The sequence below is a fragment of the Streptomyces sp. NPDC093071 genome (assembly GCF_044754545.1).
Taxonomy (GTDB): domain Bacteria; phylum Actinomycetota; class Actinomycetes; order Streptomycetales; family Streptomycetaceae; genus Streptomyces.
Map to the genome: position 1 here is coordinate 60,044 of NZ_JBIVPH010000016.1, position 25,246 is coordinate 85,289.

A 25,246-nucleotide genomic window follows, 5' to 3' on the forward strand; every position below is an offset into this window, starting at 1 on the left:
GCGGCCCTGCACACGCGAGGCGGTGGTGCGCTCGGCACCACCGCCACCAGAGTAGTCACGCGGACGCCCCGAGGGGCAGGGGGTCGGCTCCGGATGGGGGACGGACCGGGGTTCTCCCGGACGGGCGGGGGGGTTCTCCCGGACGGGCGGGAGCCGCCCGGCGGGGTCTCTCCCCGAGGGGTCAGGCCCCCTCCGCGCCCGTTCCCCGGCTCTCGGTCAGGGCCCGCAGGGCGCGGGCGTCCCGGAGGGCGGCCTCCCGGGCGATGCCGGGCTGGATGCCGAGCACGGGCAGGCTGGTGCCGTCGCTCAGGTCCAGGAAGACCCACGGGTCGCCGGAGCGGAGGTTGACGCGCAGGATCTCCGCCCAGGCGAGCCGCCGGGTCCGGGTGATGTTGACGACCGTGACGCCCTCGTCGTCGGCGACGACCTTGGGGCGGCTCAGCAGCACGAGGACCCCGAGGAAGAGCGCGGCGGTGAAGACGAAGCTGGCCCGCTCCCCCGGCCCGAGCCGCTCCAGCATCATCGCCACCACGGTGACGGTGGCGAACATCGCGATCCCCACGGTCAGCAGGACGGCCCGGGTGCGGCCGGGCCGGAAGGTGACCGGGAGGGAGGGCGTCGTGGACTCGGACATGGGGGTTCCTCGGTGCCTGGTGGTGCTCGGTGGAAGCGCGGACCCGGCCGTCAGAGGCGGCAGGCGTGGATCGCGGTGGTGAGGATGGCGCGGGCGCCCAGCTCGTACAGGTCGTCCATGATCCGCTGCGCCTCCTTGGCGGGGACCATCGCGCGGACGGCGACCCAGCCCTCGTTGTGCAGCGGGGAGATGGTGGGCGACTCCAGGCCGGGGGTGAGCGCGACGGCCTGCTCCAGGTGCTCGGCGCGGCAGTCGTAATCCATCATCACGTACGAGCGGGCGACGAGGACGCCCTGGAGGCGGCGCAGGAACTGCTGGACCTGCGGGTGGTCGTCGGTGGCGCCCTGGCGGCGGACGACGACGGCCTCGGAGGTGAGGATCGGCTCCCCGATGACCTCCAGGCCGGCGTTGCGCAGGCTGGTGCCGGTCTCCACGACGTCCGCGATGACCTGGGCGACGCCGAGCTGGATCGCGGTCTCGACCGCGCCGTCCAGGTGGACGACGGAGGCGTCGATGCCCTGGTCCGCGAGGTGCTTGGCGACGATGCCCTCGTAGGAGGTGGCGATCGTCATGCCGCCGAAGTCCTCGGGGCCGTTCGCGGTGCCCGGCCGGGTGGCGTACCGGAAGGTGGAGCGGCCGAAGTTCAGCGGGAGGATCTCCTCGGCGCTGGCGCCGGAGTCCAGGAGCAGGTCGCGGCCGGTGATGCCGATGTCCAGCTTCCCGGAGGCGACGTAGATCGCGATGTCCTTCGGGCGCAGGTAGAAGAACTCGACCTCGTTGTCGGGGTCGATGACCACCAGTTCCTTGGACTCCTTGCGCTGGCGGTAGCCGGCCTCATGGAGCATGGCCGACGCAGGTCCGGAGAGGGAACCCTTGTTGGGGACGGCGATGCGCAGCATGGGGTGGGCTTCCTTTGCCTGGGGAGTCGTGTTGTGGGGAACGGGCTGGTTCAGAGGTGGGCGTAGACGTCGTCGAGCGAGATCCCGCGGGCGACCATCATCACCTGGACGTGGTACAGCAGCTGCGAGATCTCCTCGGCGGCGGCTTCCTTGCCCTCGTACTCGGCGGCCATCCAGACCTCGGCGGCCTCCTCGACGACCTTCTTGCCGATGGCATGGACGCCCTTGTCCACCAGCTCCGCGGTGCGGGAGGTGGCCGGGTCGCCGGTCTCGGCCTTGAGCTTCAGCTCGGCGAAGAGCTCTTCGAAGGTTTTGTTCGCCATGATGGTCCTAAGAGTACGGGGTGCCCCGGCGCCACTCAGCGCCAGGGTTCACTGACCGTGCGCAGTGTGGTGGCGGTGGCGACGGCGGCGGTGACGGCCTCGTGGCCCTTGTCCTCGGAGGAGCCTTCGAGGCCGGCCCGGTCGAGCGCCTGCTCCTCGTTGTCGACGGTGAGGACGCCGAATCCGACGGGTACGCCGGTGTCGATCGAGACCTGGGTGAGGCCGTGGGTGACGCCCTGGCACACGTACTCGAAGTGCGGCGTTCCGCCGCGGATGACGACGCCGAGCGCCACGATGGCATCGTAGCCGCGCCCGGCGAGGACCTTCGCCACGACCGGGAGCTCGAAGCTGCCGGGGACGCGGAGCAGGGTCGGCTCGTCGATGCCGAGCTCGCCCAGGGCGCGCAGGGCGCCGTCGACGAGGCCGTCCATGATCTTCTCGTGCCACTGGGCCGCGATGACCGCGACGCGGAGGTCGCCGCAGTTCTTCACGCTGAGGACGGGTGCGCCCTTGCCGCTCATGTTTCTCCTTGCCGGTGGTGCCGCTGGTGCTGGTGGGTGCGTACGGGATTACTGGTTGCCGCAGGTGGGGGCCGGGGAGCCGTCCAGCCAGGGCAGGTCGTGGCCCATCCGGTCCCGCTTGGTGCGCAGGTAGCGGAGGTTGTGCTCGCCGGCCTGGACCGGCATGGGCTCGCGGCCCTCGACGACGAGGCCGTACCGGGTGAGGGCGTCGATCTTGTCGGGGTTGTTGGTCATCAGGCGCAGGCTGCGGACGCCGAGGTCGACGAGGATCTGCGCGCCGGCCGCGTAGTCGCGGGCGTCGGCGGGCAGCCCGAGCTCCAGGTTGGCGTCGAGGGTGTCGCGGCCGCGCTCCTGGAGTTCGTACGCGCGCAGCTTGGACAGCAGGCCGATGCCGCGGCCCTCGTGGCCGCGCAGGTAGACGACGACGCCCCGGCCGGCCTCGGTGATCCGGTCCATGGAGGCCTGGAGCTGGGGGCCGCAGTCGCAGCGCAGCGAGTGGAAGACGTCGCCGGTCAGGCACTCGGAGTGGACCCGGACGAGGACGTCCTCGCCGTCGCCGACCTCGCCGTGGACGAGGGCGACGTGCTCGACGCCGTCGACGGTGGAGCGGTAGCCGTACGCGGTGAAGTCGCCGTGCGCGGTGGGGAGCCGGACCTCGGCCTCGCGGCGGACGGTCGGCTCGGCGGAGCGGCGGTAGGCGATCAGGTCCTCGATGGAGATGATCGTGAGGCCGTGCTTGCGGGCGAAGGGGACCAGCTCGGGCAGGCGCAGCATGACGCCGTCCTCGCCGGCGATCTCGACGATGGCGCCGGCCGGGCGCAGGCCCGCGAGGCGGGCGAGGTCGACGGCCGCCTCGGTGTGGCCGTTGCGGACGAGGACGCCGCCGGGCTTGGCGCGCAGCGGGAAGACGTGGCCGGGGCGGACGAAGTCGGAGGGCTCGTGGCGTCCGCTCGCCAGCATCCGCAGGGTGGTGGCGCGGTCGGCGGCGGAGATGCCGGTGGTGACGCCGTGGGCGGGGGACGCGTCGACGGAGACGGTGAAGGCCGTGCGCATCGACTCGGTGTTGTGCGCGACCATCTGCGGGAGTTCGAGGCGCTCCAGTTCCTCGTCCTCCATCGGGGCGCAGATCAGGCCGCGGCACTCGCTCATCATGAAGGCGACGATCTCGGGGGTGGCCTTCTCGGCGGCGATGACGAGGTCGCCCTCGTTCTCGCGGTCCTCGTCGTCGACGACGACGACGGGGCGGCCGGCGGCGATGTCCCGGATCGCCTGCTCGACCGGGTCGAGGGCGAGGTCATTGGCATCCCAGATCGGGAGGGCACTCATGCGTGGGCTCCTTCCAGAGCGGGGGCGGTGCGGGAGCGGAGCCACCAGTCGCGCATCCCCCAGAGGACGAGCGCGCCGTAGATGACGTAGACGAAGCCGGAGAAGGCGTAGCCGTTGGCGAAGTTCAGCGGGACGCCGACCAGGTCGACGAGCAGCCAGGCGAACCAGAACTCGACCATGCCCCGGGCCTGGGCGTACATGGCGACGACGGTGCCGACGAAGATGTAGGCGTCGGGCCAGGGGTCCCAGGAGAGGGACGGGAAGGCCTTGAAGAGCAGGGCCACCGCGACGGTGCCGGCGGCGGCCGCGGCGATCATGGCGCCGCGCTCGCGCCAGGTGGCGAAGCGCACGGCGATGTGGCCGTCCGTCGCCCGGTCCTTTCCGCGCTGCCACTGCCACCAGCCGTAGAGCGCCACGAGGACGACGACGACCTGCTTGCCCGCGCTGCCGGCGAGGTGGCCGTAGAAGGCGGTGAAGAGGACGAGGCCGGCGAGGAACTGCACGGGCCAGGTCCACACGGAGCGGCGCCAGCCGAGCGCGAGGGCGGCGAGCCCGAAGATGTTGCCGATCATGTCGGACCAGATGATGCGCTGGCCGAGGAGGGTGAAGGCCTCGGAGTTCAGCCAGTTCACTTGACGTTCTCCCCGGCGTTCGGGCCGAGCAGCCGCTCGACGTACTTGGCGATGACGTCCACTTCGAGGTTGACCGGGTCGCCGCTCTTCTTGATACCGAGCGTGGTCAGGTCGAGGGTGGTGGGGATGAGGCTGATGGTGAACCAGTCGTCGCCGACCTCGACGACGGTGAGGCTGACGCCGTCGACCGTGATCGAGCCCTTCTCGACGACGTAGCGGGCGAGGTGGGCGGGGAGGCCGACCTTGACCAGCTCCCAGTGCTCGGACGGGGTGCGTGCGAGGACGGTGCCGGTGCCGTCGACGTGGCCCTGGACGATGTGGCCGCCGAGGCGGCCGCCGACGGCCATGGGCCGTTCCAGGTTGACGCGGGAGCCGACGCCGAGGGCGCCGAGGCTGGACCGCTTGAGGGTCTCGGCCATGACGTCGGCGGTGAACTCGCCGTCGCCGTGCTCGACGACCGTGAGACAGACACCGTTGACGGCGATGGAGTCGCCGTGCTGGGCGCCTTCCGTGACCAGGGGGCCGCGCAGTCGGAAGCGGGAGGCGTCCTCCAGCCGCTCGACGGCGACGACCTCGCCCAGTTCTTCGACGATTCCGGTGAACACGGTCAGGCTCCCTTGGGGGTGGCGGTGATGCGGAGGTCGGGGCCGATGCGGACGGTCTCGGTGATGTCGAGCCGCAACGCTTCGGCGATGGTGCCGATTCCCGCTCCGGCGAGGGCCTGCGGGCCGTCGCCGAGGAGGACGGGGGCGAGGTAGCCGACGACCTGGTCGACGGCGCCGGCGGCGACGAAGGAGCCCGCGAGGGTGGGGCCGCCTTCGAGGAGGACGGAGCGGACGCCCCGGGCGTGGAGCGCGTCGAGCAGGTCGCGCACGCCGATCCGGCCGTCGCGCAGGGGCAGCCGGAGCAGTTCGGCGTCGGGCAGGTGCCGGGCGTCGGCGTCCTCGCCGACGACGACCAGGGTGGGCGCGGCGTCGTCGAGGACGCGGGCGGTCGGCGGGATCTCGGCGCGGGCGTCGAGGACGACCCGCAGCGGCTGGGTCGCGCCCTCGACGCCCCGGACGGCGAGGTGCGGGTCGTCGGCGCGCAGGGTGCCGCCGCCGGCCAGGACCGCGTCGGCCTCGGCGCGCAGCCGGTGGACGTCGGCGCGGGCCTCGGGGGAGGTGATCCAGCGGGAGGTGCCGTCGGCGGCGGCGGTCCGGCCGTCGAGGGTGGCGGCGTACTTCCAGCGGACGAAGGGGCGGCCGTTGCGCACGGAGGAGAGCCAGGCGATGTTGACGGCCTCGGCCTCGGCCTCCAGGAGCCCCTTCTCGACCTCGACGCCGGCGGCGCGCAGGGTGTCGGCACCGCCGGTGGCCTGCGGGTTCGGGTCGCCGACCGCGTAGACGACGCGGCTGATCCCGGCCTCGATCAGGGCCTGGGAGCAGGGTCCGGTGCGGCCGGTGTGGTCGCAGGGTTCGAGGGTGACGTAGGCGGTGCCGCCGCGGGCGAGGACGCCGGCCTCGCGCAGGGCGTGGACCTCGGCGTGGGGGCCGCCGGCGCGCCGGTGGTAGCCCTCTCCGACCCGGTGGCCGGAGGCGTCCGTGACGACGCATCCGACGACGGGGTTGGGGCTGGTGGCGCCGAGCGCGCGGGCGGCGAGCCCGATGGCGCGTCGCATGGCGGTGGTGTCGTCGGCCTGCCGGTCCACCGGGTCCTCCTGCCTCTTCGGGCACGGACTCCGGGGCCTGTCTGGACGACAGAGGAGCGGGAAGAACGCCTCGCGCAGGGTGCGCCGGGGCCGAGGGTCCGGTGCGCCGGAGAACGGCGGACGTCGGACGTACGGCCGGCACACCCCTCGGAAGGGGTCACCCGCCGCGCACTGCCTCCCATCCGGACTTTCACCGTCGGTCCAGGAATCTCACCTGGTCAACCGGCCGCTGGCTGCGGACGGGTCGCGGACTATACCGCCGGTTCGGAATTACACCGACCCCGGAGTGCGCTGCTGCTGATACAGGGCCAGTGTGCCACGGCCGGTGAACACGGTGCGGCCACGAGCCTGTGGGCTGGCTCACATGGTCCCATATTCACCTTCTTTGGTCCAGACCTATTGACGCACTGGTCTAGTCCTCTTAATCTCCGTGTCACCTCCGAGGTAACGGTCCGTCGGGGTGCGCACTCCACGGGCCCAACACGACCCACCCCCTTGTTCGTTGTGTTCCATCACCTCCCCAGGAGGAATCGATCGTGTTGTCCCCCACGACGAAGAGAGCCTCGCTGCTCGCTTCCGGCGCGGCCGTCGCCGGACTGCTGCTCAGCTCGCTCTCCGGCGGCGTCTCGTACGCGGCCGACAACGAGTCCTGTCGCCCCGACGGCCTCTACAAGACGCCCGGCGTCGACGTCCCGTACTGCTCGGTCTACGACGCCGAGGGCCGCGAGAAGATGGGCGCGGACCACCAGCGCCGGGTCATCGGCTACTTCACCGGCTGGCGCACCGGCAAGAACGGCCAGGACGCCTACCTCGCCGACGACATCCCGTGGGACAAGATCACCCACATCAACTACGCCTTCGCGCACGTGGACGCGGCCAACAAGGTGTCCGTGGGCACCGACGGCCCGAACAACGCGGCGACCGGCATGACCTGGCCCGGGGTGGCGGGCGCCGAGATGGACCCGGCGTTCCCCTACAAGGGGCACTTCAACCAGCTCAACAAGTTCAAGAAGCAGCACCCGGACGTCAAGACGCTCATCTCCGTGGGCGGCTGGGCCGAGACCGGCGGCTACTTCGACAACAGCGGCAAGCGGGTCGGCTCCGGCGGCTTCTACACGATGGCCACCAACGCGGACGGCTCGGTGAACCAGGCGGGCATCAACACCTTCGCCGACTCCGCCGTGGACTTCATCAAGAAGTACGGCTTCAACGGCGTCGACATCGACTACGAGTACCCGACGTCGATGAAGGACGCCGGGCACCCGGCCGACTTCCCGATCTCCAACGCCCGCCGCGCGGGCCTCAACAAGGGCTACGCGGCCCTGATGAAGACCCTGCGCGAGAAGCTGGACCGGGCCGGCGCCGCCGACGGCAAGCACTACCTGCTGACCGTCGCCGCCCCCTCCTCCGGCTACCTGCTGCGCGGCATGGAGACCTTCCAGGTCCAGAAGTACCTGGACTACGTCAACATCATGTCGTACGACCTGCACGGCGCCTGGAACGAGTACGTCGGCCCGAACGCCTCCCTGTTCGACGACGGCAAGGACGCCGAGCTGGCCTCCGCGAACGTCTACGGCAGCGCGCAGTACGGCGGCATCGGCTACCTGAACACCGACTGGGCGTACCACTACTTCCGCGGCTCCATGCCGGCCGGCCGCATCAACATCGGCCTGCCCTACTACACCCGCGGCCACAAGAACGTGCAGGGCGGCACGGACGGCCTGTGGGGCAAGGCCGCCGCGTCCTCCTGCCCGGCGGGCTCCGGCCTGACCAAGTGCGGTGACGGCGCCGTCGGCATCGACAACCTCTGGCACGACAAGGACGACAACGGCGTCGAGTCCCCCGCGGGCTCCAACCCGATGTGGCACGCCAAGAACCTGGAGAAGGGGATCGTCGGCGACTACGTCACCCAGTACGGCTTCCCCGCCAACACCCAGCTGACCGGCACGTACGCCCGCAAGTACGACTCGACCCTGGTCGCGCCCTGGCTGTGGAACGCGCAGAAGAAGGTCTTCCTCTCCACCGAGGACGAGCAGTCGGTGGCCAAGAAGGCGGACTACGTGGTCGACCGCGGCATCGGCGGCACCATGGTCTGGGAGATGGCCGGCGACTACGGCTGGAACGCGGCCAAGGGCCAGTACGAGGCGGGCTCCACCCTCACCTCGCTGATGTACGACAAGTTCAAGACGGCCGCCCCGTACGGCGCCAAGAAGTCCAACAAGGCGCTGCCCGCGCAGGCGGTCGACATCGCGGTGGACTTCACCGAGTTCAAGCTGGGCGACTCCAACTACCCGATCACGCCCAAGCTGAAGATCACCAACAACACCACGGCCACGCTGCCCGGCGGCACGGAGTTCCAGTTCGACTACTCCACCGCGGCCCCGGCCAACGCCTCCGACCAGTCGGGCTTCGGCACCAAGGTGATCAGCAGCGACCACACCGGCGGCAACGTCGGCGGTCTGAAGGGCGACTTCCACCGCGTCGCCCTGAAGCTCCCGGCCTGGCAGACGCTGGCCCCAGGCGCGACGGTCGACCTGTCGTTCAACTACTACCTGCCGGTGTCCACCCCCTCCAACTGGACGGTGAACATCAACGGCACGACGTACGCCCTCGCCGGCGACCTGGCGCGCGGCACGACGCTCGTGCAGCCGGGCACGGGCACCACCCCGCCCACCACCCCGCCGACGACGCCTCCGACCACCCCGCCGACGACCCCGCCCACCACGCCTCCGACGACGCCGCCCACCGGCTGCACCGCCCCGGCGTACGTGGCCGGCACCATCTACAACGCGGGCAACGAGGTCTCCCACAACGGCCGCAAGTACAAGGCCCAGTGGTGGACCCAGAACGAGGCGCCGGGCACGACCGGCGAGTGGGGCGTCTGGAAGGACCTCGGCGCCTGCTGATCCCCACCTCCTGAAGGAACCCTTCCGAGAACCCCCGGCGGCGGAGACTCACGGCCCTTGCCGCCGCCGGGCACCCTCCGCGCCGCGCCCCCCTGTCCGGGGCGCGGCGCGGCGGCGTTCCCCGGCCCCCCGGGACCGCTCCCCTACGGGAACAGGTCCTCCTGGGCCGCGTCCCGGGCCATGAGGAGGGCGCCGCGCAGGACGGCCGCGTCACCGAGCGCGGTGGCCCGGACCCCGGTGCGCAGCGGCGAGAGGGCGGCGAGCTCCGCCTCCACCCGGGCCGCCAGGGCCGCGCCGCCGCTGTGGCCGGTCTCGCCGCCCAGGACCACGCAGCCGGGGTCGAGGACCGAGGCCACGGCCGCCGCGCCGACGGCGAGACGGCGGGCGACGGCGTCCAGGAAGGGCTCGTGGCCGGAGGCGAGCGCGGTCTCCGGGGCAAGCCCGTGCTCCCGGGCGAGCGCCTCGACGGCCGCGGTGCAGGCCAGCTCGTGGAAGCCGCCGTCGCAGCCGGTGGCCGAGGGGAGCCCGCCGGTGCCCGGCACCGGCAAGAAGCCGATCTCGCCCGCCCCGCCCGAGGCGCCCCGGCGCAGCCGCCCGTCGAGGACGACGGCGGCGCCCACGCCCTGGCCGAGCCAGAGCAGGACGAAGTCCTCGCGGTCGCGGGCCGCGCCCTCGCGCAGCTCCGCGAGGGCGGCGAGGTTGGTCTCGTTCTCCACGAGCACGCGCGCGGGGAGCCGTTCCTGGAGGACGGCGACGAGCCGCCGGTGCCAGGCGGGCAGCCCCGTGGAGTCGCGGAGCTCGCCGGTGACCGGCTCGATGAGCCCGGGGGCGCCGACCGCGACGCTGTGCGGCGCGTCGACGCCGGCCTCCTTCACGGTCCGCTCCAGGAGGGCGACGGCCCTCTCCACCGCCGGTCCGGTGCCGCCGTCGTCGCCGACGGGCGCGGAGGCCTCGGCGAGCGTGGTGCCCAGCAGGTCGGCGACGGCGACGGAGACCGAGCGGGTGCGCACGTCGAGGGCGGCGAGGTGGGCGCGGCCCGCGACGATCCCGTACAGCTTGGCGTTGGGGCCCCGGCGCTCGGCCCCGGCCTCGCCGACGACGTGGAGGAGTCCGGAGCTCCGGAGCCGCTCGACGAGGTCGGCGACGGTCGGACGGGAGAGTCCGGTGAGCGTCTTGAGCTGAGCGGCCGTCAACGGGCCCTCGTCCTGGAGCAGTCGCAGGGCGAGCCGGTCGTTGATGGCCCGTGCGGTGCTCGGGGATGCGGCCATGCGGCGATCCTCTCAGACGGTCCCGTGCCGGGGATCCTCCCTGTGGCCTATTTATCAGGCAGGGTTCCTGATAGTTTACGCGACGCACCACGACGCCGGCACCGGCACACCACCACACCGACGCACCACGGCAACGGCACGCCACGACGGCGGCACATCACGACACCGGGAGGGCCCATGGCGGCGGAGACCGTCACCACCACCGAACGCCTGCGGCGGGCGCGCTTCGCCGTCGCCGCCGTCTTCTGCGTCCACGGCGCGGTCACCGGCAGCTTCGCCACCCGCATCCCCTGGATCCAGGAGCACGCGGGCGTGAGCGCCGGACAGCTCGGGCTCGCGCTCGCCTTCCCCGCGCTCGGCGCCTCGCTCGCGATGCCGCTCGCCGGGGCGATCTCCCACCGCTTCGGCGCCCGCACCGCGCTGCGCGGCCTGCTCGTCCTGTGGACGCTCTCCCTGATCCTGCCCTCGCTCGCCCCGAACGTCTGGGGCCTGTGCGGGGCGCTCTTCATGTACGGCGCGACCGCCGGCATGTCCGACGTGGCGATGAACGCGCTGGGCGTCGAGACCGAGACCCGGCTCGGCCGCTCCATCATGTCGAGCCTGCACGGCATGTGGAGCGTCGGCGCCCTGATCGGCTCCGCCGCCGGCACGGTCGCCGCCCACCTCGGCGCCGACGCCCGGATCCACCACCTGATCGCGGCCCTCGTCCTCACCGCGCTCGGCCTGGTCTTCTGCCAGGGCGTCCTCGACGTGCGCAGCACCCCGGAGGAGGAGGCTCCGCCGCGCTTCTCGCTGCCGCCGAAGTCCGCGCTCGTCATCGGCGCCGTCGGCTTCTGCGGGGTGTTCGCGGAGGGCGCCAGCCTCGACTGGTCGGCCGTCTACCTCCGGGACGAGCTGGGCACCTCGGCCGGGCTCGCGGCCGCCTCCACGACCGCCTTCGCCCTGACGATGGCCGTGGCGCGGCTGGTCGGCGACCGGGTGGTGGACCGCTTCGGCGCGGTCCGTACGGTACGGGTCGGGGGCGTCGTCGCCACCCTCGGCGGGCTCATGGTCGTCCTCGCCCCGCACGCCGCCGTCGCCCTGGCCGGATTCGGTCTGATCGGGCTCGGGATCGCGGTCGTCGTCCCGCTGGCCTTCGCGGCGGCCGGGCGCAGCGGCCCGAACCCCAGCCAGGCCATCGCGGGCGTCGCCACCATCACGTACACCTCGGGCCTCATCGCGCCCTCCGCGATCGGCGGCATCGCCGACGCGACCTCGCTCGTCTTCTCGTTCACGCTGGTCACGCTGCTCGCGTTCGGTCTGGTGCTGGGCGCGGGCGTGCTCCGGAACGCCGACGGGAAGGGCCCGGCGGCGGCCCCGGCGGACGGCGTCCCGGCGAAGAGCGGGGGCCCGGCCGCGTAACGGCGGACACCGGCCGGGGACGCCGTCCTCCCGGGCGTCCCCGGCCGGTCGTCGCGCATACCATGTGGCTGATCTTTTGCGGTCACGACGCGACCGCCGGAACCGGAGAACGGGAGCGACCTCATGAACCTCGGCGTGCGCTGGACCCTGCACGGGGACGGGAGAACACCCGCTCCGGGGGCCGTCGTCCGCCCGGACGAGCGGCTCTCCTGGCCCAGGACCGTCGGACTCGGCGCCCAGCACGTGGTCGCGATGTTCGGAGCGTCCTTCGTGGCGCCGGTGCTCATGGGCCTCGACCCGAACCTCGCGATCATGATGTCCGGCGTCGCGACCGCGATCTTCCTCCTGGCGACCCGGGGCACGGTCCCGTCCTACCTGGGCTGCTCGCTCTCCTTCGTCGGCGTCGCCGCCGCCATCCGGGCCTCCGGCGGCACCAGCGCCACCGTGACCGGCGCGGTCCTCGTCGTCGGCGCCGTGCTCTTCCTGGCGGGCCTCGCGGTCCGGAGGTTCGGCGCGCGGATCATCCACGCGGCGATGCCCCCGATCGTGACCGGCGCCGTCGTCATGCTGATCGGCTTCAACCTGGCCCCGGTCACCGCGGCCACGTACTGGCCGCAGGACCAGTGGACGGCGCTCCTGGTGATGCTGTTCACCGGCCTGGCCGTGGTCTGTCTGCGCGGCTTCTGGTCCCGGATCGCGATCTTCCTCGGCCTGGTCTTCGGCTACGCCCTGTCCTGGGTGCTCGACCTGACCTTCGGCAAGATCCACTCGATGGCGCCGTCCGGCCAGGTCACCGACCACTGGCGGCTCGACCTCTCCGGCGTCTCGCAGGCCGACTGGATCGGTCTGCCCTCCTTCCACGGCCCCAGTTTCGAGTGGTCCGCGATCCTGGTCGCGCTGCCCGTGGTCATCGCCCTGATCGCCGAGAACGCCGGACACGTCAAGGCCGTCGGCGAGATGACCGGGGACGACCTGGACGACAAGCTCGGCACCGCGATCGCCGCAGACGGCGCCGCCTCGATGTTGTCGACCGCCGTGGGCGGCCCGCCGAACACCACGTACTCCGAGAACATCGGCGTCATGGCCGCCACCCGCGTCTACTCGACCGCCGCCTACTGGGCCGCGGCCGGCTTCGCGCTGCTCTTCGGCCTCTGCCCGAAGTTCGGCGCGGTCGTCGCCGCCATCCCGGGCGGCGTCCTCGGCGGCATCACCGTCATCCTGTACGGCATGATCGGCCTGCTCGGTGCCCAGATCTGGATCAACGCCAAGGTCGACCTGCGCAACCCGCTGAACCTGGTCCCGGCCGCCGCCGGCATCATCATCGGCGTCGGCGGCGTGAAGCTGACCTTCACCGACACCTTCGAGCTGGGCGGCATCGCGCTCGGCACGATCGTCGTCATCACCGGCTACCACGTGCTGCGGGCCTTCGCCCCGGCCCACCTCAAGGAGCAGGAACCGCTCCTGGACTCCGGCACCAGCTCGTACGAGAGCGGGACGGACGGCGGGGCGAAGAGCTGAGGGATTCGCCCGTTCTGGGGAAGCCGGGCCCGGAAGGCTCCCCCGCGGGCCCGGCGGCTGGGACCCTGCCCGCATGGCGCAGACCCAGCAGCTCGGGCAGCAACTCGGACCCTTCCTGGCCGTCGACCCGGTGGTGGACCGGATGCGGGCGCTCCGCTCGGCCTGGCACCCGGCCGACGGGGTCGCCGTCTTCAACCGGGTCTACCTGACCGTCACCGAGGAGATCGGCCACGCCATCGAGGCGGGCGCCTTCGGGGACCGGCGGGCCGCCGCCACGCTCGACGTGCGCTTCGCCGAGCGGTACTTCGCGGCGGTCGACGCCCTCGCCCTCGGCGGCTCGGCGCCCGCCTGCTGGCGGCCCCTCTTCCACTACCGGCGCCACCCCGGCGTGCGCCCCCTGCAGTTCGCGCTCGCCGGGATCAACGCGCACATCGGCCACGACCTGGCGCTCGCCGTCGTGGACGCCTGCCGGGACCTGGAGTGCGCGCCCGCCGACCTGGAGGACGAGTTCGACCGGGTCGGGGACGTCCTCGTCCTCCTGGAGGAGCGCATCCGGGAGGAGCTGATGCCGGGCCCGGACCTCCTGGAGCTCGCGGACCCGCTCACCCATCTGCTCGGCTGCTGGTCCCTGGACCGGGCCAGGGACGGGGCCTGGCTGGCGGCGCGCTCGCTCTGGCAGCTGCGCGGGCTCCCCGAGCTGGCCGGGGAGTTCACCGAGCGCCTGGACCGGTCGGTGGGCCTGGTGGGGCGGATGCTGCTGACGCCCCTGGCCCGGCCGTGAACCTCTCCGGCCGGGCTGTGAACCTCCCCGGCCGGGCTGTGAACCTCCCCGGCCCGGCCGCAAACCTCCCCGGCCGGGCCCCGAACCGTACGGCTCAGTCCTCCGGCAGCTCGACCGGGGCGATCTCGTCGTAGACGTCGCCCGGACCGGGGTTGGTGGCGTCGGTGGAGCCGCCGAGGTGGTGCATCACGCCCCAGACCGCGTTGAGCGCCGTCTGCACCGCGCCCTCGGCCCAGCCGGCCGTCCAGGAGATGTCGTCGCCGGCGAGGAAGATGCCCCGCTTGTCCTCGGGCAGCCGGTCCTGCATGAAGTGGGTGAACAGGCGCCGCTGGTAGCGGTAGTGACCCGGCAGGTTCGCCTTGAAGGCGCCCATGAAGTAGGGCTCGTTCTCCCAGGAGACCGTCACCGGGTTGCCGATGATGTGCTTCCGGATGTCGACCTTCGGGTAGATCTCGCCGAGCGACTTCAGCATGACCTCCATCCGCTCGTTCGCGGACAGCGGCAGCCACTTCAGGCTGTCGTCGCACCAGGTGTACGAGAGGCAGATCGTGGCCGGCTTGTCCGGACCGTCGTCCAGGAGGTAGGTGCCGCGGGTCATCCGGTCGGTCAGCGTCATCGACATGACGTCCCGCCCGGTCTCCTCGTCCTTGTCCAGCCAGAACGGCCGGTCCACCGGCACGAAGAGCTTGGACGACTCCATGTAGTGGGTGCGCTCGATCGCCGTCCAGTGGTCGATCGGGAAGAGCGAGTCGTCGCAGGCGATCTTGGACAGCAGCATCCAGGACTGGGCGGTGAAGACTGCCGCCCGGTACGTGCGGATGTCGCCGGAGGCGTCGGTGACCGTGATCCGGTTGCCGGCGGTCCGGTTCAGCCGGGTCACGGCCGGCTTCGGGTCGCCCCCGTGCAGGGAGCTGAGCGAGGTGCCCTGCGCCCAGTGGACGATCTTCTCCGGCTCGCGCTCCCAGAGGCGCAGCGGCAGCTGCTGCGAGCCGCCGACGATGCCGCGGTGGTGGTCGTCGGCCTCGGTGTAGACGACGCGGAGGATCTCCAGGATGGAGTTGGGGAAGTCGGTGTCCCAGCCGCCGGTGCCGAAGCCGACCTGGCCGAAGATCTCGCGGTGCCGGAAGGACTTGAAGGCCTCCGACTCGCAGAGGAAGCCATAGAAGGTCTGGTTGTCGAGCTTCTCGACGAGCTGCGCCCAGATCTCGCGGATGCGCGGGACGTCCCGCTCGCGCATCGCGGTGTTCATGTCGGAGAAGTCGGCGCCCTCTTCCAGGCACTTCCCCCAGGCGGCGGCGACGTCGCGGTAGACCTGCGGCAGGTCGTCGATGGTCTCGGCGTAGTGCGACTCACCCTTGAGGTCGACCACGGTCGACGGGGTGGCCTCGGAGAGCGGGTTCGGGAAGGGAACGGTCTCCAGGCCGACCAGGTCGATGTAGTGCTGGAGCGCGGTGGAGGAGGGCGGGAAGCGCATGGCGCCCATCTCGGCGGTCAGCGAGTCGTCGCAGCCCTCGAAGCCGACGGTCCGCAGCCGGCCGCCGATCTTGTCGGCCTCGTAGACGACGGGCTTGAGGCCCATCTTCATCAGCTCGTACGCGGCGATGATCCCGGACAGGCCGCCGCCGATGACCGCGACCTCGGTGCCGTGCTCGGTCGCCGGTATCTGGCCGAGCCCGGCCGGGTGGGCCAGGAAGTCGTCGTAGGCGTACGGGAAGTCCGGACCGAACATGGTGATCGGCGGCTGCGCGTCGGTGTGCTGGACGGCGGTGGGCACCGTGGACGTCATGGGGTACGGACTCCTTGCACGGAAAAGAAGGGTGAGGCAGGGGGCGGAGGGGCTCAGACCAGGGGGCCGTAGAGGTCCGGGCGCCGGTCGCGGAGGTAGGGGTTCAGCTCGCGGGAGGCCGCCAGGAAGGCGGGGTCGACGTCGCCGACGACGAGGTCCTCGCCGCTTCCGGCGCGGGCCCGGGCGGTGCCGTCGGGGGCGGCGAGCACGGAGAGGCCGACGAACTCGAAGTCGCCCTCGGGGCCGGTCCGGTTGGCGTACGCGATGTAGAGCTGGTTCTCGAAGGCGCGCACCGGGACGACGGACTCCGCGACGACCTCGGCGGGGTGCATGAGCGCGGTCGGCACGAGGAGGAGGTCCGTGCCGGCCAGGGCCTGCGCCCGGACGTTCTCGGGGAACTCGACGTCGTAACAGATCATCAGGCCGACGGTGAGCCCGCCGACCTCGGCCTGGACGACGCCGTCGTCGCCGGGCGTGAACCACTGGTTCTCGAAGGCGCCGTAGAGGTGGGTCTTGCGGTAGTTCGCGAGCGGGACGCCGTCGGCGCCGACGAGCCGCACGGAGTTGTGGAGGACGCCGTGCTCCTCGGTGTTGCGCTCCGGGTAGCCGTAGCCGACGGCCAGGCCGTGACGGACGGCGACGGCGGCGACGGCGCGGGCGGAGGGGCCGTCGGCCGGTTCGGCCAGGCGGGCCATGTCGGCGCCGATGGCGTAGCCGGTGAGGAACAGCTCGGGGGCGAGCAGCAGGCCCGCTCCGGCGGCGGCGGCCCGGGCGGCGGCCTCGTCGAGGATCTTGAGGTTGGCGGCCACGTCGCCGAGCTCGCCGGAGCTCTGGAGCAGGGCGGTGCGCAGCGCGGGCATGGCGATCCTCGGGGGGTCCGGAGTACAGGGGGAAGACGTCAAAAACGGTACGGTTCCGGGCTCGGCCGGGACAAGGCGGGAGCGTTGCGGACCGACCGTCGAACCGTTGCGCGATCCCCGCTCGGGGCGGCGATTCGTTGCGTACGGCTCCCGCCGTGGTCGTACGGCTGCCGCCCGTGGTCGTACGACTCCCCCGCCGCCCGGCACGGCGGGCGGGAGGCGGCCGCGCTGACCGGCACCTTCCGGTTCAGCCACTACAGGAACGGCGAGGGGGCTACGCGGTGGCGGAGGTCGACAACGAGCGGGTCGGGATCTCGGTGCACGACGACGGGAAGCGCGACCGGTTGGGGTACAGCTGGATCGCCAAGGAGGGGGACGCGGAGCTGCCGCCGTGCATGAGCCCCGCCCCCTTCGAGAAGGTGAGGGCCGGCACTGGCGACTTCAAGGTGCTGCCCTGGCACCTGGACCACCCGACGGAGTGACCCCGGCTCAGGCGGGCGAGCCGGAGGAGAAGCGCCGCAGCAGCGGCGAGAGCACCAGGACGGACTTGGTGCGCTCCACGAAGAGCTCGCCCGCGATCCGCTCCAGGACGCGCTCGAAGTGGCGCATGTCCGAGGCGAAGACCTGGACGACAGCGTCCGCGTCACCGGTGACGGTCGACGCGGACACCACCTCGGGGTACCGCTCCAGACCCCGCCGGATGTCGTCCGGCGAGGTGTTGTGGCGACAGTAGATCTCGACGAACCCCTCGGTCTCCCAGCCGAGCGCCGCCGGGTCCACCCGTACGGTGAAGCCGGTGATGGCGCCCTCGGCCCGGAGCCGGTCCACGCGCCGCTTCACGGCGGGCGCGGAGAGGCCGACGAGCGAGCCGATGTCGGCGTAGGAGCGGCGGGCGTCCTCCGCGAGGGCGTGGACGATGCGTTCGTCGAGGTCGTTGAGTCGCACTACGGGTGGATCACTTCTCTGCTGAGGGCGCTGCGGTGGCCAGACGGGAGCGGCGCACACCGTACAGGAAGTAGAACACGAGCCCGGCGGCCATCCAGCAACCGAAGACGATCCAGGTGATCGCGTCCAGGTTGTACATGAGGTACGCACAGGCGGCGAAGCCGAGGATCGGGAAGGTCCAGCCGAGCGACACGCGGAAGGTGCGGTCCATCGTCGGGCGGGTCTTGCGGAGCACGATCACCGCGATGTTGACCAGACCGAAGGCGAACAGGGTGCCGATGCTGGTGGCGTCGACGAGCTTGCCCAGCGGGATGACGGAGGCGAGGGCGCCGCAGAACAGCGACACGATGACGGTGTTGACGCGGGGGGTGCCGGTCTTGGCGTTGACCTTGCCGAAGACCTTGGGCACGAGGCCGTCGCGGGACATCGCGAAGAGCACCCGGGTCTGGCCGTAGAGGACGGTGAGCACGACGCTGGCGATCGAGATGACGGCGCCGGCGGCGAGCAGGGTGCCCCAGAACTTCTGGCCGCTGACGTCGTTCATGATCGCGGCGAGCGTGGCCTCGGAGCCGTCGAAGTCCTTCCAGTTCCAGGCGCCGACGGCGACGGCCGCGACCAGGACGTAGAGGACGGTGACGATGAGCAGCGAGAGCATGATCGCGCGGGGGAGGTCGCGCTTGGGGTCCTTCGCCTCCTCGCCGGCGGTGGAGGCGGCGTCGAAGCCGATGTACGAGAAGAAGAGGGTGGCCCCGGCGGCGCCGACTCCGGCCATGCCGAGCGGCATGAAGTCGGCGTAGTTGCCGGACTTGAAGCCCATGAAGCCGATGGCGCAGAAGAGCACGAGCGCGGCGATCTTCACGAAGACCATGATCGCGTTGACGACGGCGGACTCGCGGGCGCCGCCGAGCAGGAAGACCATCGCGAGCAGGACGACGATCAGACCCGGCAGGTTGATGAAGCCGCCCTCGCCGGGAGCGGAGGAGACCGCCGCGGGGAGGGTGACGCCGATCGTGCCGTCGAGCAGCTCGTTGAGGTACTCGCCCCAGCCGACGGCCACGGCGGCGACCGAGACGCCGTACTCCAGGACCAGGCACCAGCCGCAGACCCAGGCGACGAGTTCGCCCATCGTTGCGTACGCGTACGAGTACGAGGAGCCCGCGACCGGTATGGAGCCGGCCAGCTCGGCGTAGGAGAGGGCGGAGAAGAGGGCCGCGAGGCCGGCGATGACGAAGGCCAGGGTGACCGCGGGGCCGGCCTCGGGGACGGCGTCGCCGAGGACGACGAAGATGCCCGTGCCGAGCGTGGCACCGATGCTGATCATGGTCAGCTGCCACATCGAGAGGGACCGGCGGAGGCTGCCGCCCTCACCCTGCCCACCCTCCGCGACCAGGGCTTCCACCGGCTTGCGGCGGGTAAGGGAACGAAGAGCGGAGGGCTTGGGGGCGGTCGTGTCGCCGACCGGTGGGGCTACGCCGTGGTCCAGCACTGCGGAGGCTCCTTATCGCTGCCTGTGGGGGCGGAGCGGGGACCGCGGCGGTGTGCGGACATGCCGGAGCAGCCCACGGGGGGACGGAACCGCCGAGCAGGCGGTCGCCGCCACTCCTGGTACGAGGCACGAGCCTAAGGCTCAGGGGTTCGCACTCGTAATGCAGGGTTGTTGCGCAATACCGGATGATCATTGCGCACTTGCGGCACGAAGGGGGGAAACATTGCGCTCCCCCGCATGAATCCGTACATCGGGGGCATGGTGCGATCCACGCACGCATGGGCTCTACGTGCCGGACGACCCGCTCCGCGAGGCCCGGCGGCCCGACGATCGGAGGCCCCGGTGGACTGGCTCGACCCGGAACCGTTCCTGCGCGGCACGGCCTGGCTGGACGGGAAGCGGCCCGTGCGGGCCGACCCGGACGATCTGGCGCGACTGCCGTGGGACGTGGCGGCGCGGGCGGAGCTGCCCATCGGGGTGCGGATCGAGTTCACGGCCGCGCCCGGCACGCGCGCGGTGGAGCTGCGCTACCGGGCGGCCGTCCCGGACCCGGACGACCCGCTGCGCGACCTGCGCCACTGCTTCGCGCTGTGGAGCGGGGCGCGGTTCGTCGGGGAGACCTGTGTCGCCCCGGCCGCCGAGACCGTCGTGAAGCTCCCGCTGCCCCCGGGCGGCGGCGTCTTCAGCGTGTACCTGCCGGAGGGCCAGGCGCCCGTGCCGCTCGCCCTGCGGGCCGTCGGCGGCGGCCTCTCCCCCGCCCCGGCCCGGCCCCGCTGGCTCGTCCACGGCGACTCCATCACCGAGGGCTGGTGGTCGACCCGCCCGGCCCGCTCCTGGCCGGCCACGGCGGGCCGCCTGCTCGGCCTCGACCCGGTCAACCTGGGGTACGCGGGCGCGGCGCGCGGCGAGCTGCCCCTCGCCGAGCACCTGGCGCGGCTCCCGGGCGAGCTGATCACCCTGGCGTTCGGCACCAACTGCTGGTCCAAGGCGCCCGCGACGGCGGACTGGCTGTACGAGACGGTCCGGGCCTTCGTCGGGCTCGTCCGCAAGGGCCATCCCGAGACCCCGCTGCTCGTCGTCTCGCCCGTCCTGCGCCCGGAGGCCGAGCACACCCGCAACGCCCTCGGGGCGACCCTCACGGAGCTGCGCCGGGCCATGGAGCGGGCGGGCCGGGACCTGGCGGCCGAGGGCGACGGGCACCTCCTCGTCCTCCCCGGCGGCCCGCTGCTCGGCCCGGAGCACCTGGCGGACGGGCTACACCCGAACGACCGGGGACACGCCCGGATCGCGGCGGCGGTGGCGGAGGCCCTGGGCGGTTTCCCGGACCTTCCGGTCCCGTCCCCGGCTCCGTCAGCCCGCTGACAGCTCCCTGACCAGGAAGACGCAGGCGTCGGACTCCTCGTGGACGCGCCCGTCCCGGTCGGTCCGGGTCCAGCGGTCGGTGTACGCCGTGACGGGCGCGTAGCCGAGCCGCGCGTACAGGGCCGCCGCGCGCGGGTTGTCGCGGGCGACCCCGAGGCCCAGGGCGGTGCGCCCCCGGGCGCGCGCCAGCTCCTCGGCGGCGCGGATCAGGGCGGTGCCGATGCCCCGGCCCCGGAGGTCGGCCCGTACGTCGAGGCCGTTGAACTCCGGGCAGTCCCCCACCGCGGCCCGCACCTCGGGGGCCGCGCAGCCGTCCCAGCGCACCTGGCCGTGCCCGACGGGCTCCCCGCCCCGCCGGGCGAGCAGATAGGTGCCGGTCCCGGCCTCCTGGCGGGCGAACCGGTCGGCGTGGCGCGTCGGCGCGCCCGGGGCGGGCAGGTGGCGGTCCAGCAGGGGGACGTCCTCGGCCCGGCAGGGCCCGATCTCCGTGCGCTCCATGCCGTGACCGTACGGGACGGCCGTGGGCCCCCGGGAGTGTTTTCCCAGGGGCCCACGGCCTTCGTGCGTGCGGAGGGACTAGCTCCAGCTGGCGTGCAGCGGCTTGCCCTCGGCGTAGCCGGCGGCGGACTGGATGCCGACCACGGCCTTCTCCTCGAACTCGGCGAGCGAGCCGGCTCCGGCGTAGGTGCAGGAGGAGCGGACGCCCGCGATGATCGAGTCGATCAGGTCCTCGACGCCCGGACGCTGCGGGTCGAGGAACATGCGGGAGGTGGAGATGCCCTCCTCGAACAGCGCCTTGCGGGCGCGGTCGTAGGAGGACTCGTCGGAGGTCCGGTTCTTGACGGCGCGGGCCGAGGCCATGCCGAAGGACTCCTTGTAGAAGCGCCCCTTGGCGTCCTGGTGGAGGTCGCCCGGCGACTCGTACGTACCGGCGAACCAGGAGCCGATCATCACGTTGGAGGCGCCGGCGGCGAGGGCCATGGCGACGTCGCGCGGGTGCCGGACGCCACCGTCGGCCCAGACGTGCTTGCCGTACTTCTTCGCCTCGGCGGCGCACTCCAGGACGGCGGAGAACTGCGGGCGGCCGACGCCGGTCATCATGCGGGTGGTGCACATGGCGCCGGGGCCGACGCCGACCTTGATGATGTCCGCGCCCGCCTCGACGAGGTCCTTGACGCCCTCGGCGGCGACGATGTTGCCCGCGACGATCGGGACCTGCGGGTCGAGCGCCCGGACGGTCCGGATGGCGGAGATCATCGACTCCTGGTGGCCGTGCGCGGTGTCGATGACGAGCGTGTCGACGCCCGCGTCGAGGAGCTGCTTGGCCTTGCCCGCCACGTCGCCGTTGATGCCGACGGCGGCGGCGACGCGCAGCCGCCCCTTGGCGTCGACGGCCGGGGTGTAGAGGGTCGCGCGCAGGGCGCCCTTGCGGGTCAGGATGCCGGCCAGCCTGCCGTCCGCGTCGACGGCGGGGGCGTAGCGGCGGTTGGCGGCGTCGAGGGTGTTGAAGGCCTCGCGCGGGTCGATGTCCGCGTCCAGGAGGAGCAGGTCCTTGGACATGACCTCGGAGAGCTGAGTGAAGCGGTCCACGCCGGAGAGGTCGGCGTCGGTGACGACGCCCACCGGGCGCCGGTTCTCGTCGACGACGACGCCGGCGTCGTGGGCGCGCTTGGGCAGCAGGGCGAGCGCGTCGGCGACGGTCTGGTGCGGCTCCAGGACGATCGGGGTGTCGAGGACGTGGTGGCGGCTCTTCACCCACGAGATCACGTCGGTGACGACCTCGATCGGGATGTCCTGCGGGATGACGACCAGGCCGCCGCGGCGGGCTACGGTCTCGGCCATCCGGCGGCCCGCGATGGCGGTCATGTTGGCCACGACGAGCGGGACGGTCGTCCCGGTGCCGTCGGGCGAGGAGAGGTCCACGGCCTGGCGGGAGCCGACGGCCGAGCGGCTCGGCACCATGAACACATCGTCGTACGTCAGGTCGTAGGGCGGCTTGACGTCATTGAGGAAACGCACGTGCTGACATCCCAGTCATTCGGATCGGCCCCTAGGCATTTCAGCCAGGGGAAAAAGCACGTAGTTCATTGTCCCACGGGTGTACGCATACCAGACCCGGGCCGATCATCCGAGTCTCGCGGCAGGTGGTTCGGAGGATCCTCCGAAGGAACGCCCCAGGGAGAGGAGGACGGAGAGGCGGGTGGGGCTCTCGTCGGCCGCCGTGGTGAAGACCTCCTGGGCGGTCCGCCACTCGCGCGGCCGGGCCTCGGCGTACCCCTGCCAGCCGGTGACGACGAGGACGACGGGCCGGGGCAGGTCGGTGAGGCAGTCGGCGAGGGCGTCCCAGTTGCGGCCGAACCAGTCGGGCAGCGCGAGGGCCTCGGCGCACCGGTCCATGAGGGCGGCCTTGTCCGCGACTCCGGTCAGGTCGAGGACGACGGGGTCGTCAGGGCTCATCCGCGACCACCTCCCGGAAGGTCTCGTAGTGGTCGGCGGTGTAGTACGTCTCGCCGTTCCGCCCGGTGACGACGCGGCGCGCTCCCCGGTCGCGCTCGCCGGGGGTCTTCACGGTGTACTCGCGGTAGTAGCCGCGCTCCTCGCGGGGCAGCGCCTTCTCGAAGTTGGAGAAGACCGTGCCGTCCTTGGCGTACGGGTAGGGGCCGCCGCGCGCGATGAGGGCGAGCGTCGCGCGCGCCTCGCGCGGCAGGTCGGCGGCCCGGACGACGGGCAGGCCGGAGGCGCCGGTGGGCGCGACGGAGGCGGTCGTACGGGTCGGGGCGGCGGTTCCCGCGCCTCCGCCGGACGGGGAGCACCCGGCCAGGAAGCCGCCCAGGAGGACGGCGAGGACGAGCGCGAGGAGCACGCGCGGGGGCCGGAGCAGCATGGGCCCGAACATACCGTCGCGGGACGGCTCCGGCCCCGGGGGCACGCGCGGCTCGCACGCACGACGGCGTACGCACCGCCGAAGGCCTCCCGGGGGCACTCGGCTCAGCTGCCGTCGGGGTCCGTCCGGTCGAGCGCCGGGTGGGTGCCCGGGGTGGACTCGGTGAGCAGGTAGTCCGCGGCGGCGCGGTCGGTCACCAGGCTGGTGACGAGCCCGGAGCGGAGCACCGCGCCGATCGCCGCCGCCTTGCGCTGGCCGCCGGCGATGGCGACGACCTCGGGGATCCGGCGCAGCCGGTCCGCCTCGACCGTGATGCAGCGCTCGCCCAGGTCGCGGCCGACCCGGCGCCCCTCGGAGTCGAAGAGGTGCGCGGACATCTCGGCGGCGACGCCGAGCGAGGCGTAGTGGGCGCGCTCCTCGTCGGAGAGCATGTCGTGGACGGTGGAGATGCCCGGCTCCCAGGAGCCGATGGAGACGCAGGCGACGGTCACCTTGTCGAAGTACTCGAAGGCCCGCGCGATGCCGGTCTGGCTGCGCAGGGCAGCCGCCGTCGCCGGGTCGGGGAGCAGCATGGGGGCGTAGATCGGGTGGGCCTCGCCGCCGGAGACCTGGGCGGCCCGGCGGACGGCCTCGACGGAGCCTCGCTCGGCGGTCCCGGCGTCGTACACGCCGGTGAGCTGGACGACCGTGCAGGGCGGCAGCCGGTCGAGGGCGGCCGCCATGTGGATGGTGGAGCGGCCCCAGGCCAGGCCGAGGACGTCGCCCTCGGCGACCAGCTCGCCGAGCAGGTCGGCGGCGACCTCGCCGAGGTTCTCCGGGTCGGGCGACTCGTCCTCGCCCTCCGCCGGGGACTCGACGACGACGGCGTGGCGGAGCCCGTAGCGGGCACGGAGCGCGTCGGAGCGCTCGGCGTCCAGCTCGGCCGGCACGCGGATCTCGATCCGTACGAGATCGCGCTCCAGGGCGGTCTCCAGGACCCGGGCCACCTTGAAGCGGCTCACGCCGAACTCCTCGGCGATCTGGATCTTGGACTTGCCCTCCAGGTAGAAGCGGCGGGCCATGGCCGCCGCCTGCACCAGCTCCGCGGGGCCCATCCGCAGGGCTGACCGTCCCGCCGACATACCCGCCACCGCGATCTCCTCACTGCCGTTCACGTACCGCTTGCCCGCGGCACGCCGTTCACGTGCCGAGGTCGTTCACACTCCTGCTCGCCGTTCATCCTGTCAGAAACGACGGGCCTTGATCAGTCCTGTCGGCGGCCCGACGGGCCGCGTTCATCCACCGGAGGCTCAGTGGCCACACGCCCACGCGGCGGAGGCCGTCGCGGTCTCGGCGCGGGCCCGCAGCGAGGCGACGGCGGCGGCCGGGTCGGCCGCTCCGTAGACCGCCGAGCCCGCGACGAAGACGTCGGCGCCGGCCTCGGCGCACCGCTCGATCGTGGACTCCGCGACCCCGCCGTCGACCTGGAGCCACAGCTCAAGACCGTGCTTGGAGATCAGCTCGCGGGTGCGGCGGATCTTGGGCAGCATGATGTCGAGGAAGGCCTGGCCGCCGAAGCCGGGCTCGACGGTCATGATCAGCAGCATGTCGAGCTCGGGGAGCAGGTCCTCGTACGGCTCGATGGGCGTGGCCGGCTTGAGCGCCATGGAGGCGCGGGCGCCCTTGGCCCGGATCTCCCGGGCGAGCCGCACGGGGGCGGCGGCGGCCTCGACGTGGAAGGTCACCGAACCGGCGCCGGCCTCCACGTACTGCGGGGCCCAGCGGTCGGGGTCCTCGATCATCAGGTGGCAGTCGAGCGGGGTGTCCGTCGCGCGGGCGAGGGACTCCACGATCGGCACGCCCAGCGTCAGGTTGGGCACGAAGTGGTTGTCCATCACGTCGACGTGCAGCCAGTCGGCTCCCTGGACCGCCTCGGCCTCCTCGGCGAGCCGGGCGAAGTCCGCGGACAGGATGCTGGGGTTGATCTGCGCCATGCGCCAAGCCTCCCACGTTCTTGGGCACTTCTTTGCCGCTGGGCGGTTTCG

At 72.4% G+C, this 25,246-nt stretch carries 25 protein-coding genes and 1 riboswitch; of the genes, 6 read left to right on the top strand and 19 right to left on the bottom strand.

Annotation, left to right across the window (positions count from 1 at the left end):
* Positions 1-181: 181 nt before the first annotated feature.
* From ACIQD7_RS33445 to ribD, 8 genes are read right to left on the bottom strand one after another with little or no spacing between them, the layout of a single operon-like run.
* Entirely contained in the window at positions 182-634 is a 453-nt protein-coding gene (locus ACIQD7_RS33445) for a PH domain-containing protein (protein WP_402446960.1), read from the bottom strand.
* Between the two features lie 50 nt (positions 635-684).
* Positions 685-1,533, bottom strand: coding sequence for an ATP phosphoribosyltransferase (hisG, locus tag ACIQD7_RS33450; RefSeq protein WP_121828835.1), 849 nt, complete (start codon positions 1,531-1,533; stop codon positions 685-687).
* A gap of 50 nt (positions 1,534-1,583) precedes the next feature.
* Positions 1,584-1,856: a phosphoribosyl-ATP diphosphatase gene (locus tag ACIQD7_RS33455; RefSeq protein WP_030551960.1), complete on the bottom strand. Its 273-nt coding sequence runs from the start codon at positions 1,854-1,856 to the stop codon at positions 1,584-1,586.
* 35 nt (positions 1,857-1,891) lie between these two features.
* Positions 1,892-2,377, bottom strand: coding sequence for a 6,7-dimethyl-8-ribityllumazine synthase (gene ribH, locus ACIQD7_RS33460; RefSeq protein ID WP_053643767.1), 486 nt, complete (start codon positions 2,375-2,377; stop codon positions 1,892-1,894).
* Positions 2,378-2,425: 48 nt separating this feature from the next.
* Positions 2,426-3,703 (bottom strand): bifunctional 3,4-dihydroxy-2-butanone-4-phosphate synthase/GTP cyclohydrolase II, encoded by a 1,278-nt coding sequence (locus tag ACIQD7_RS33465; protein WP_402446964.1) that lies wholly within the window; start codon positions 3,701-3,703, stop codon positions 2,426-2,428.
* Positions 3,700-4,335 carry a nicotinamide mononucleotide transporter family protein gene (locus ACIQD7_RS33470; protein ID WP_121828837.1) on the bottom strand — a complete coding sequence of 212 codons (636 nt, stop codon included), beginning with the start codon at positions 4,333-4,335 and terminating at the stop codon, positions 3,700-3,702. The genes ACIQD7_RS33465 and ACIQD7_RS33470 overlap by 4 nt, the downstream gene beginning before the upstream one ends.
* Positions 4,332-4,940, bottom strand: coding sequence for a riboflavin synthase (locus ACIQD7_RS33475; protein WP_402446967.1), 609 nt, complete (start codon positions 4,938-4,940; stop codon positions 4,332-4,334). Before ACIQD7_RS33475 ends, ACIQD7_RS33470 begins: the two co-directional genes overlap by 4 nt.
* A 2-nt stretch (positions 4,941-4,942) precedes the next feature.
* Entirely contained in the window at positions 4,943-5,995 is a 1,053-nt protein-coding gene (gene ribD / locus ACIQD7_RS33480; RefSeq protein WP_121828874.1) for a bifunctional diaminohydroxyphosphoribosylaminopyrimidine deaminase/5-amino-6-(5-phosphoribosylamino)uracil reductase RibD, read from the bottom strand.
* A 194-nt stretch (positions 5,996-6,189) separates the two neighbouring features.
* Positions 6,190-6,319: riboswitch (FMN riboswitch) on the bottom strand.
* Positions 6,320-6,561: 242 nt separating this feature from the next.
* Between ribD and ACIQD7_RS33485 the strand changes: the two genes are divergently transcribed.
* Positions 6,562-8,931, top strand: a complete 2,370-nt coding sequence (locus ACIQD7_RS33485) for a chitinase C-terminal domain-containing protein (protein WP_402446970.1) — start codon at positions 6,562-6,564, stop codon at positions 8,929-8,931.
* A gap of 143 nt (positions 8,932-9,074) precedes the next feature.
* Here the strand turns inward: ACIQD7_RS33485 and ACIQD7_RS33490 are convergent, their stop codons facing one another.
* On the bottom strand, positions 9,075-10,199 hold the full coding sequence (locus tag ACIQD7_RS33490) for an ROK family transcriptional regulator (protein WP_402446972.1): 1,125 nt from the start codon (positions 10,197-10,199) through the stop codon (positions 9,075-9,077).
* 177 nt (positions 10,200-10,376) lie between these two features.
* On the opposite strand from ACIQD7_RS33490, the gene ACIQD7_RS33495 reads away from it, so the two are divergent.
* The 3 genes from ACIQD7_RS33495 (at position 10,377) to ACIQD7_RS33505 (ending at position 13,899) form a co-directional block, all read left to right on the top strand.
* A complete protein-coding gene (locus tag ACIQD7_RS33495) occupies positions 10,377-11,600 on the top strand; it encodes an MFS transporter (protein WP_402446975.1) in 1,224 nt (407 codons plus the stop codon).
* Positions 11,601-11,723: 123 nt separating this feature from the next.
* Positions 11,724-13,118, top strand: coding sequence for a uracil-xanthine permease family protein (locus ACIQD7_RS33500; RefSeq protein WP_121828842.1), 1,395 nt, complete (start codon positions 11,724-11,726; stop codon positions 13,116-13,118).
* 73 nt (positions 13,119-13,191) lie between these two features.
* A complete protein-coding gene (locus ACIQD7_RS33505) occupies positions 13,192-13,899 on the top strand; it encodes a DUF5995 family protein (RefSeq protein WP_402446978.1) in 708 nt (235 codons plus the stop codon).
* 94 nt (positions 13,900-13,993) lie between these two features.
* On the opposite strand, the gene ACIQD7_RS33510 is transcribed toward ACIQD7_RS33505, so the two are convergent.
* Both ACIQD7_RS33510 and ACIQD7_RS33515 read right to left on the bottom strand, forming a co-directional pair.
* Positions 13,994-15,685, bottom strand: coding sequence for an NAD(P)/FAD-dependent oxidoreductase (locus tag ACIQD7_RS33510; RefSeq protein ID WP_121828844.1), 1,692 nt, complete (start codon positions 15,683-15,685; stop codon positions 13,994-13,996).
* 53 nt (positions 15,686-15,738) lie between these two features.
* Positions 15,739-16,545, bottom strand: a complete 807-nt coding sequence (locus ACIQD7_RS33515; RefSeq protein ID WP_402446980.1) for a carbon-nitrogen hydrolase family protein — start codon at positions 16,543-16,545, stop codon at positions 15,739-15,741.
* Positions 16,546-16,826: 281 nt separating this feature from the next.
* On the opposite strand from ACIQD7_RS33515, the gene ACIQD7_RS33520 reads away from it, so the two are divergent.
* Positions 16,827-17,027: a hypothetical protein gene (locus ACIQD7_RS33520; protein WP_402446983.1), complete on the top strand. Its 201-nt coding sequence runs from the start codon at positions 16,827-16,829 to the stop codon at positions 17,025-17,027.
* A gap of 7 nt (positions 17,028-17,034) precedes the next feature.
* Here the strand turns inward: ACIQD7_RS33520 and ACIQD7_RS33525 are convergent, their stop codons facing one another.
* On the bottom strand, positions 17,035-17,490 hold the full coding sequence (locus ACIQD7_RS33525) for an Lrp/AsnC family transcriptional regulator (protein ID WP_402446986.1): 456 nt from the start codon (positions 17,488-17,490) through the stop codon (positions 17,035-17,037).
* A gap of 10 nt (positions 17,491-17,500) precedes the next feature.
* Positions 17,501-18,976 (bottom strand): amino acid permease, encoded by a 1,476-nt coding sequence (locus ACIQD7_RS33530; RefSeq protein ID WP_402446989.1) that lies wholly within the window; start codon positions 18,974-18,976, stop codon positions 17,501-17,503.
* A gap of 342 nt (positions 18,977-19,318) precedes the next feature.
* On the opposite strand from ACIQD7_RS33530, the gene ACIQD7_RS33535 reads away from it, so the two are divergent.
* Positions 19,319-20,338: a GDSL-type esterase/lipase family protein gene (locus tag ACIQD7_RS33535; RefSeq protein WP_402446992.1), complete on the top strand. Its 1,020-nt coding sequence runs from the start codon at positions 19,319-19,321 to the stop codon at positions 20,336-20,338.
* On the opposite strand, the gene ACIQD7_RS33540 is transcribed toward ACIQD7_RS33535, so the two are convergent.
* From ACIQD7_RS33540 to rpe, 6 genes are all read right to left on the bottom strand, one after another.
* On the bottom strand, positions 20,327-20,836 hold the full coding sequence (locus ACIQD7_RS33540) for a GNAT family N-acetyltransferase (protein WP_121828848.1): 510 nt from the start codon (positions 20,834-20,836) through the stop codon (positions 20,327-20,329). The two genes, ACIQD7_RS33535 and ACIQD7_RS33540, sit on opposite strands and share 12 nt — an antisense overlap.
* Before the next feature lie 78 nt (positions 20,837-20,914).
* Positions 20,915-22,357 carry a GuaB1 family IMP dehydrogenase-related protein gene (locus tag ACIQD7_RS33545; protein WP_121828849.1) on the bottom strand — a complete coding sequence of 481 codons (1,443 nt, stop codon included), beginning with the start codon at positions 22,355-22,357 and terminating at the stop codon, positions 20,915-20,917.
* Between the two features lie 105 nt (positions 22,358-22,462).
* Positions 22,463-22,795 carry a barstar family protein gene (locus ACIQD7_RS33550; RefSeq protein WP_402446996.1) on the bottom strand — a complete coding sequence of 111 codons (333 nt, stop codon included), beginning with the start codon at positions 22,793-22,795 and terminating at the stop codon, positions 22,463-22,465.
* Positions 22,785-23,222 (bottom strand): ribonuclease domain-containing protein, encoded by a 438-nt coding sequence (locus ACIQD7_RS33555; RefSeq protein ID WP_402446999.1) that lies wholly within the window; start codon positions 23,220-23,222, stop codon positions 22,785-22,787. The genes ACIQD7_RS33550 and ACIQD7_RS33555 overlap by 11 nt, the downstream gene beginning before the upstream one ends.
* 104 nt (positions 23,223-23,326) lie before the next feature.
* Complete coding sequence (locus ACIQD7_RS33560) at positions 23,327-24,376, bottom strand: sugar-binding transcriptional regulator (protein ID WP_205613793.1); 1,050 nt, start codon at positions 24,374-24,376, stop codon at positions 23,327-23,329.
* Positions 24,377-24,511: 135 nt separating this feature from the next.
* Positions 24,512-25,195, bottom strand: a complete 684-nt coding sequence (rpe, locus tag ACIQD7_RS33565; RefSeq protein ID WP_121828853.1) for a ribulose-phosphate 3-epimerase — start codon at positions 25,193-25,195, stop codon at positions 24,512-24,514.
* Positions 25,196-25,246: the final 51 nt, after the last annotated feature.

Excerpts from the sequence above, each read along its gene's own strand:
- ACIQD7_RS33540 (WP_121828848.1), bottom strand. The coding sequence starts at position 20,836 with ATGGAGCGCACGGAGATCGGGCCCTGCCGGGCCGAGGACGTCCCCCTG.
- rpe (WP_121828853.1), bottom strand. The coding sequence starts at position 25,195 with ATGGCGCAGATCAACCCCAGCATCCTGTCCGCGGACTTCGCCCGGCTC.
- ACIQD7_RS33465 (WP_402446964.1), bottom strand. The coding sequence starts at position 3,703 with ATGAGTGCCCTCCCGATCTGGGATGCCAATGACCTCGCCCTCGACCCG.
- ACIQD7_RS33490 (WP_402446972.1), bottom strand. The coding sequence starts at position 10,199 with ATGGCCGCATCCCCGAGCACCGCACGGGCCATCAACGACCGGCTCGCC.
- ACIQD7_RS33445 (WP_402446960.1), bottom strand. The coding sequence starts at position 634 with ATGTCCGAGTCCACGACGCCCTCCCTCCCGGTCACCTTCCGGCCCGGC.
- ACIQD7_RS33505 (WP_402446978.1), top strand. The coding sequence starts at position 13,192 with ATGGCGCAGACCCAGCAGCTCGGGCAGCAACTCGGACCCTTCCTGGCC.
- ACIQD7_RS33495 (WP_402446975.1), top strand. The coding sequence starts at position 10,377 with ATGGCGGCGGAGACCGTCACCACCACCGAACGCCTGCGGCGGGCGCGC.
- ACIQD7_RS33455 (WP_030551960.1), bottom strand. The coding sequence starts at position 1,856 with ATGGCGAACAAAACCTTCGAAGAGCTCTTCGCCGAGCTGAAGCTCAAG.
- hisG (WP_121828835.1), bottom strand. The coding sequence starts at position 1,533 with ATGCTGCGCATCGCCGTCCCCAACAAGGGTTCCCTCTCCGGACCTGCG.
- ACIQD7_RS33500 (WP_121828842.1), top strand. The coding sequence starts at position 11,724 with ATGAACCTCGGCGTGCGCTGGACCCTGCACGGGGACGGGAGAACACCC.
- ribD (WP_121828874.1), bottom strand. The coding sequence starts at position 5,995 with ATGCGACGCGCCATCGGGCTCGCCGCCCGCGCGCTCGGCGCCACCAGC.
- ACIQD7_RS33550 (WP_402446996.1), bottom strand. The coding sequence starts at position 22,795 with ATGAGCCCTGACGACCCCGTCGTCCTCGACCTGACCGGAGTCGCGGAC.
- ribH (WP_053643767.1), bottom strand. The coding sequence starts at position 2,377 with ATGAGCGGCAAGGGCGCACCCGTCCTCAGCGTGAAGAACTGCGGCGAC.
- ACIQD7_RS33510 (WP_121828844.1), bottom strand. The coding sequence starts at position 15,685 with ATGACGTCCACGGTGCCCACCGCCGTCCAGCACACCGACGCGCAGCCG.
- ACIQD7_RS33515 (WP_402446980.1), bottom strand. The coding sequence starts at position 16,545 with ATGCCCGCGCTGCGCACCGCCCTGCTCCAGAGCTCCGGCGAGCTCGGC.
- ACIQD7_RS33555 (WP_402446999.1), bottom strand. The coding sequence starts at position 23,222 with ATGCTGCTCCGGCCCCCGCGCGTGCTCCTCGCGCTCGTCCTCGCCGTC.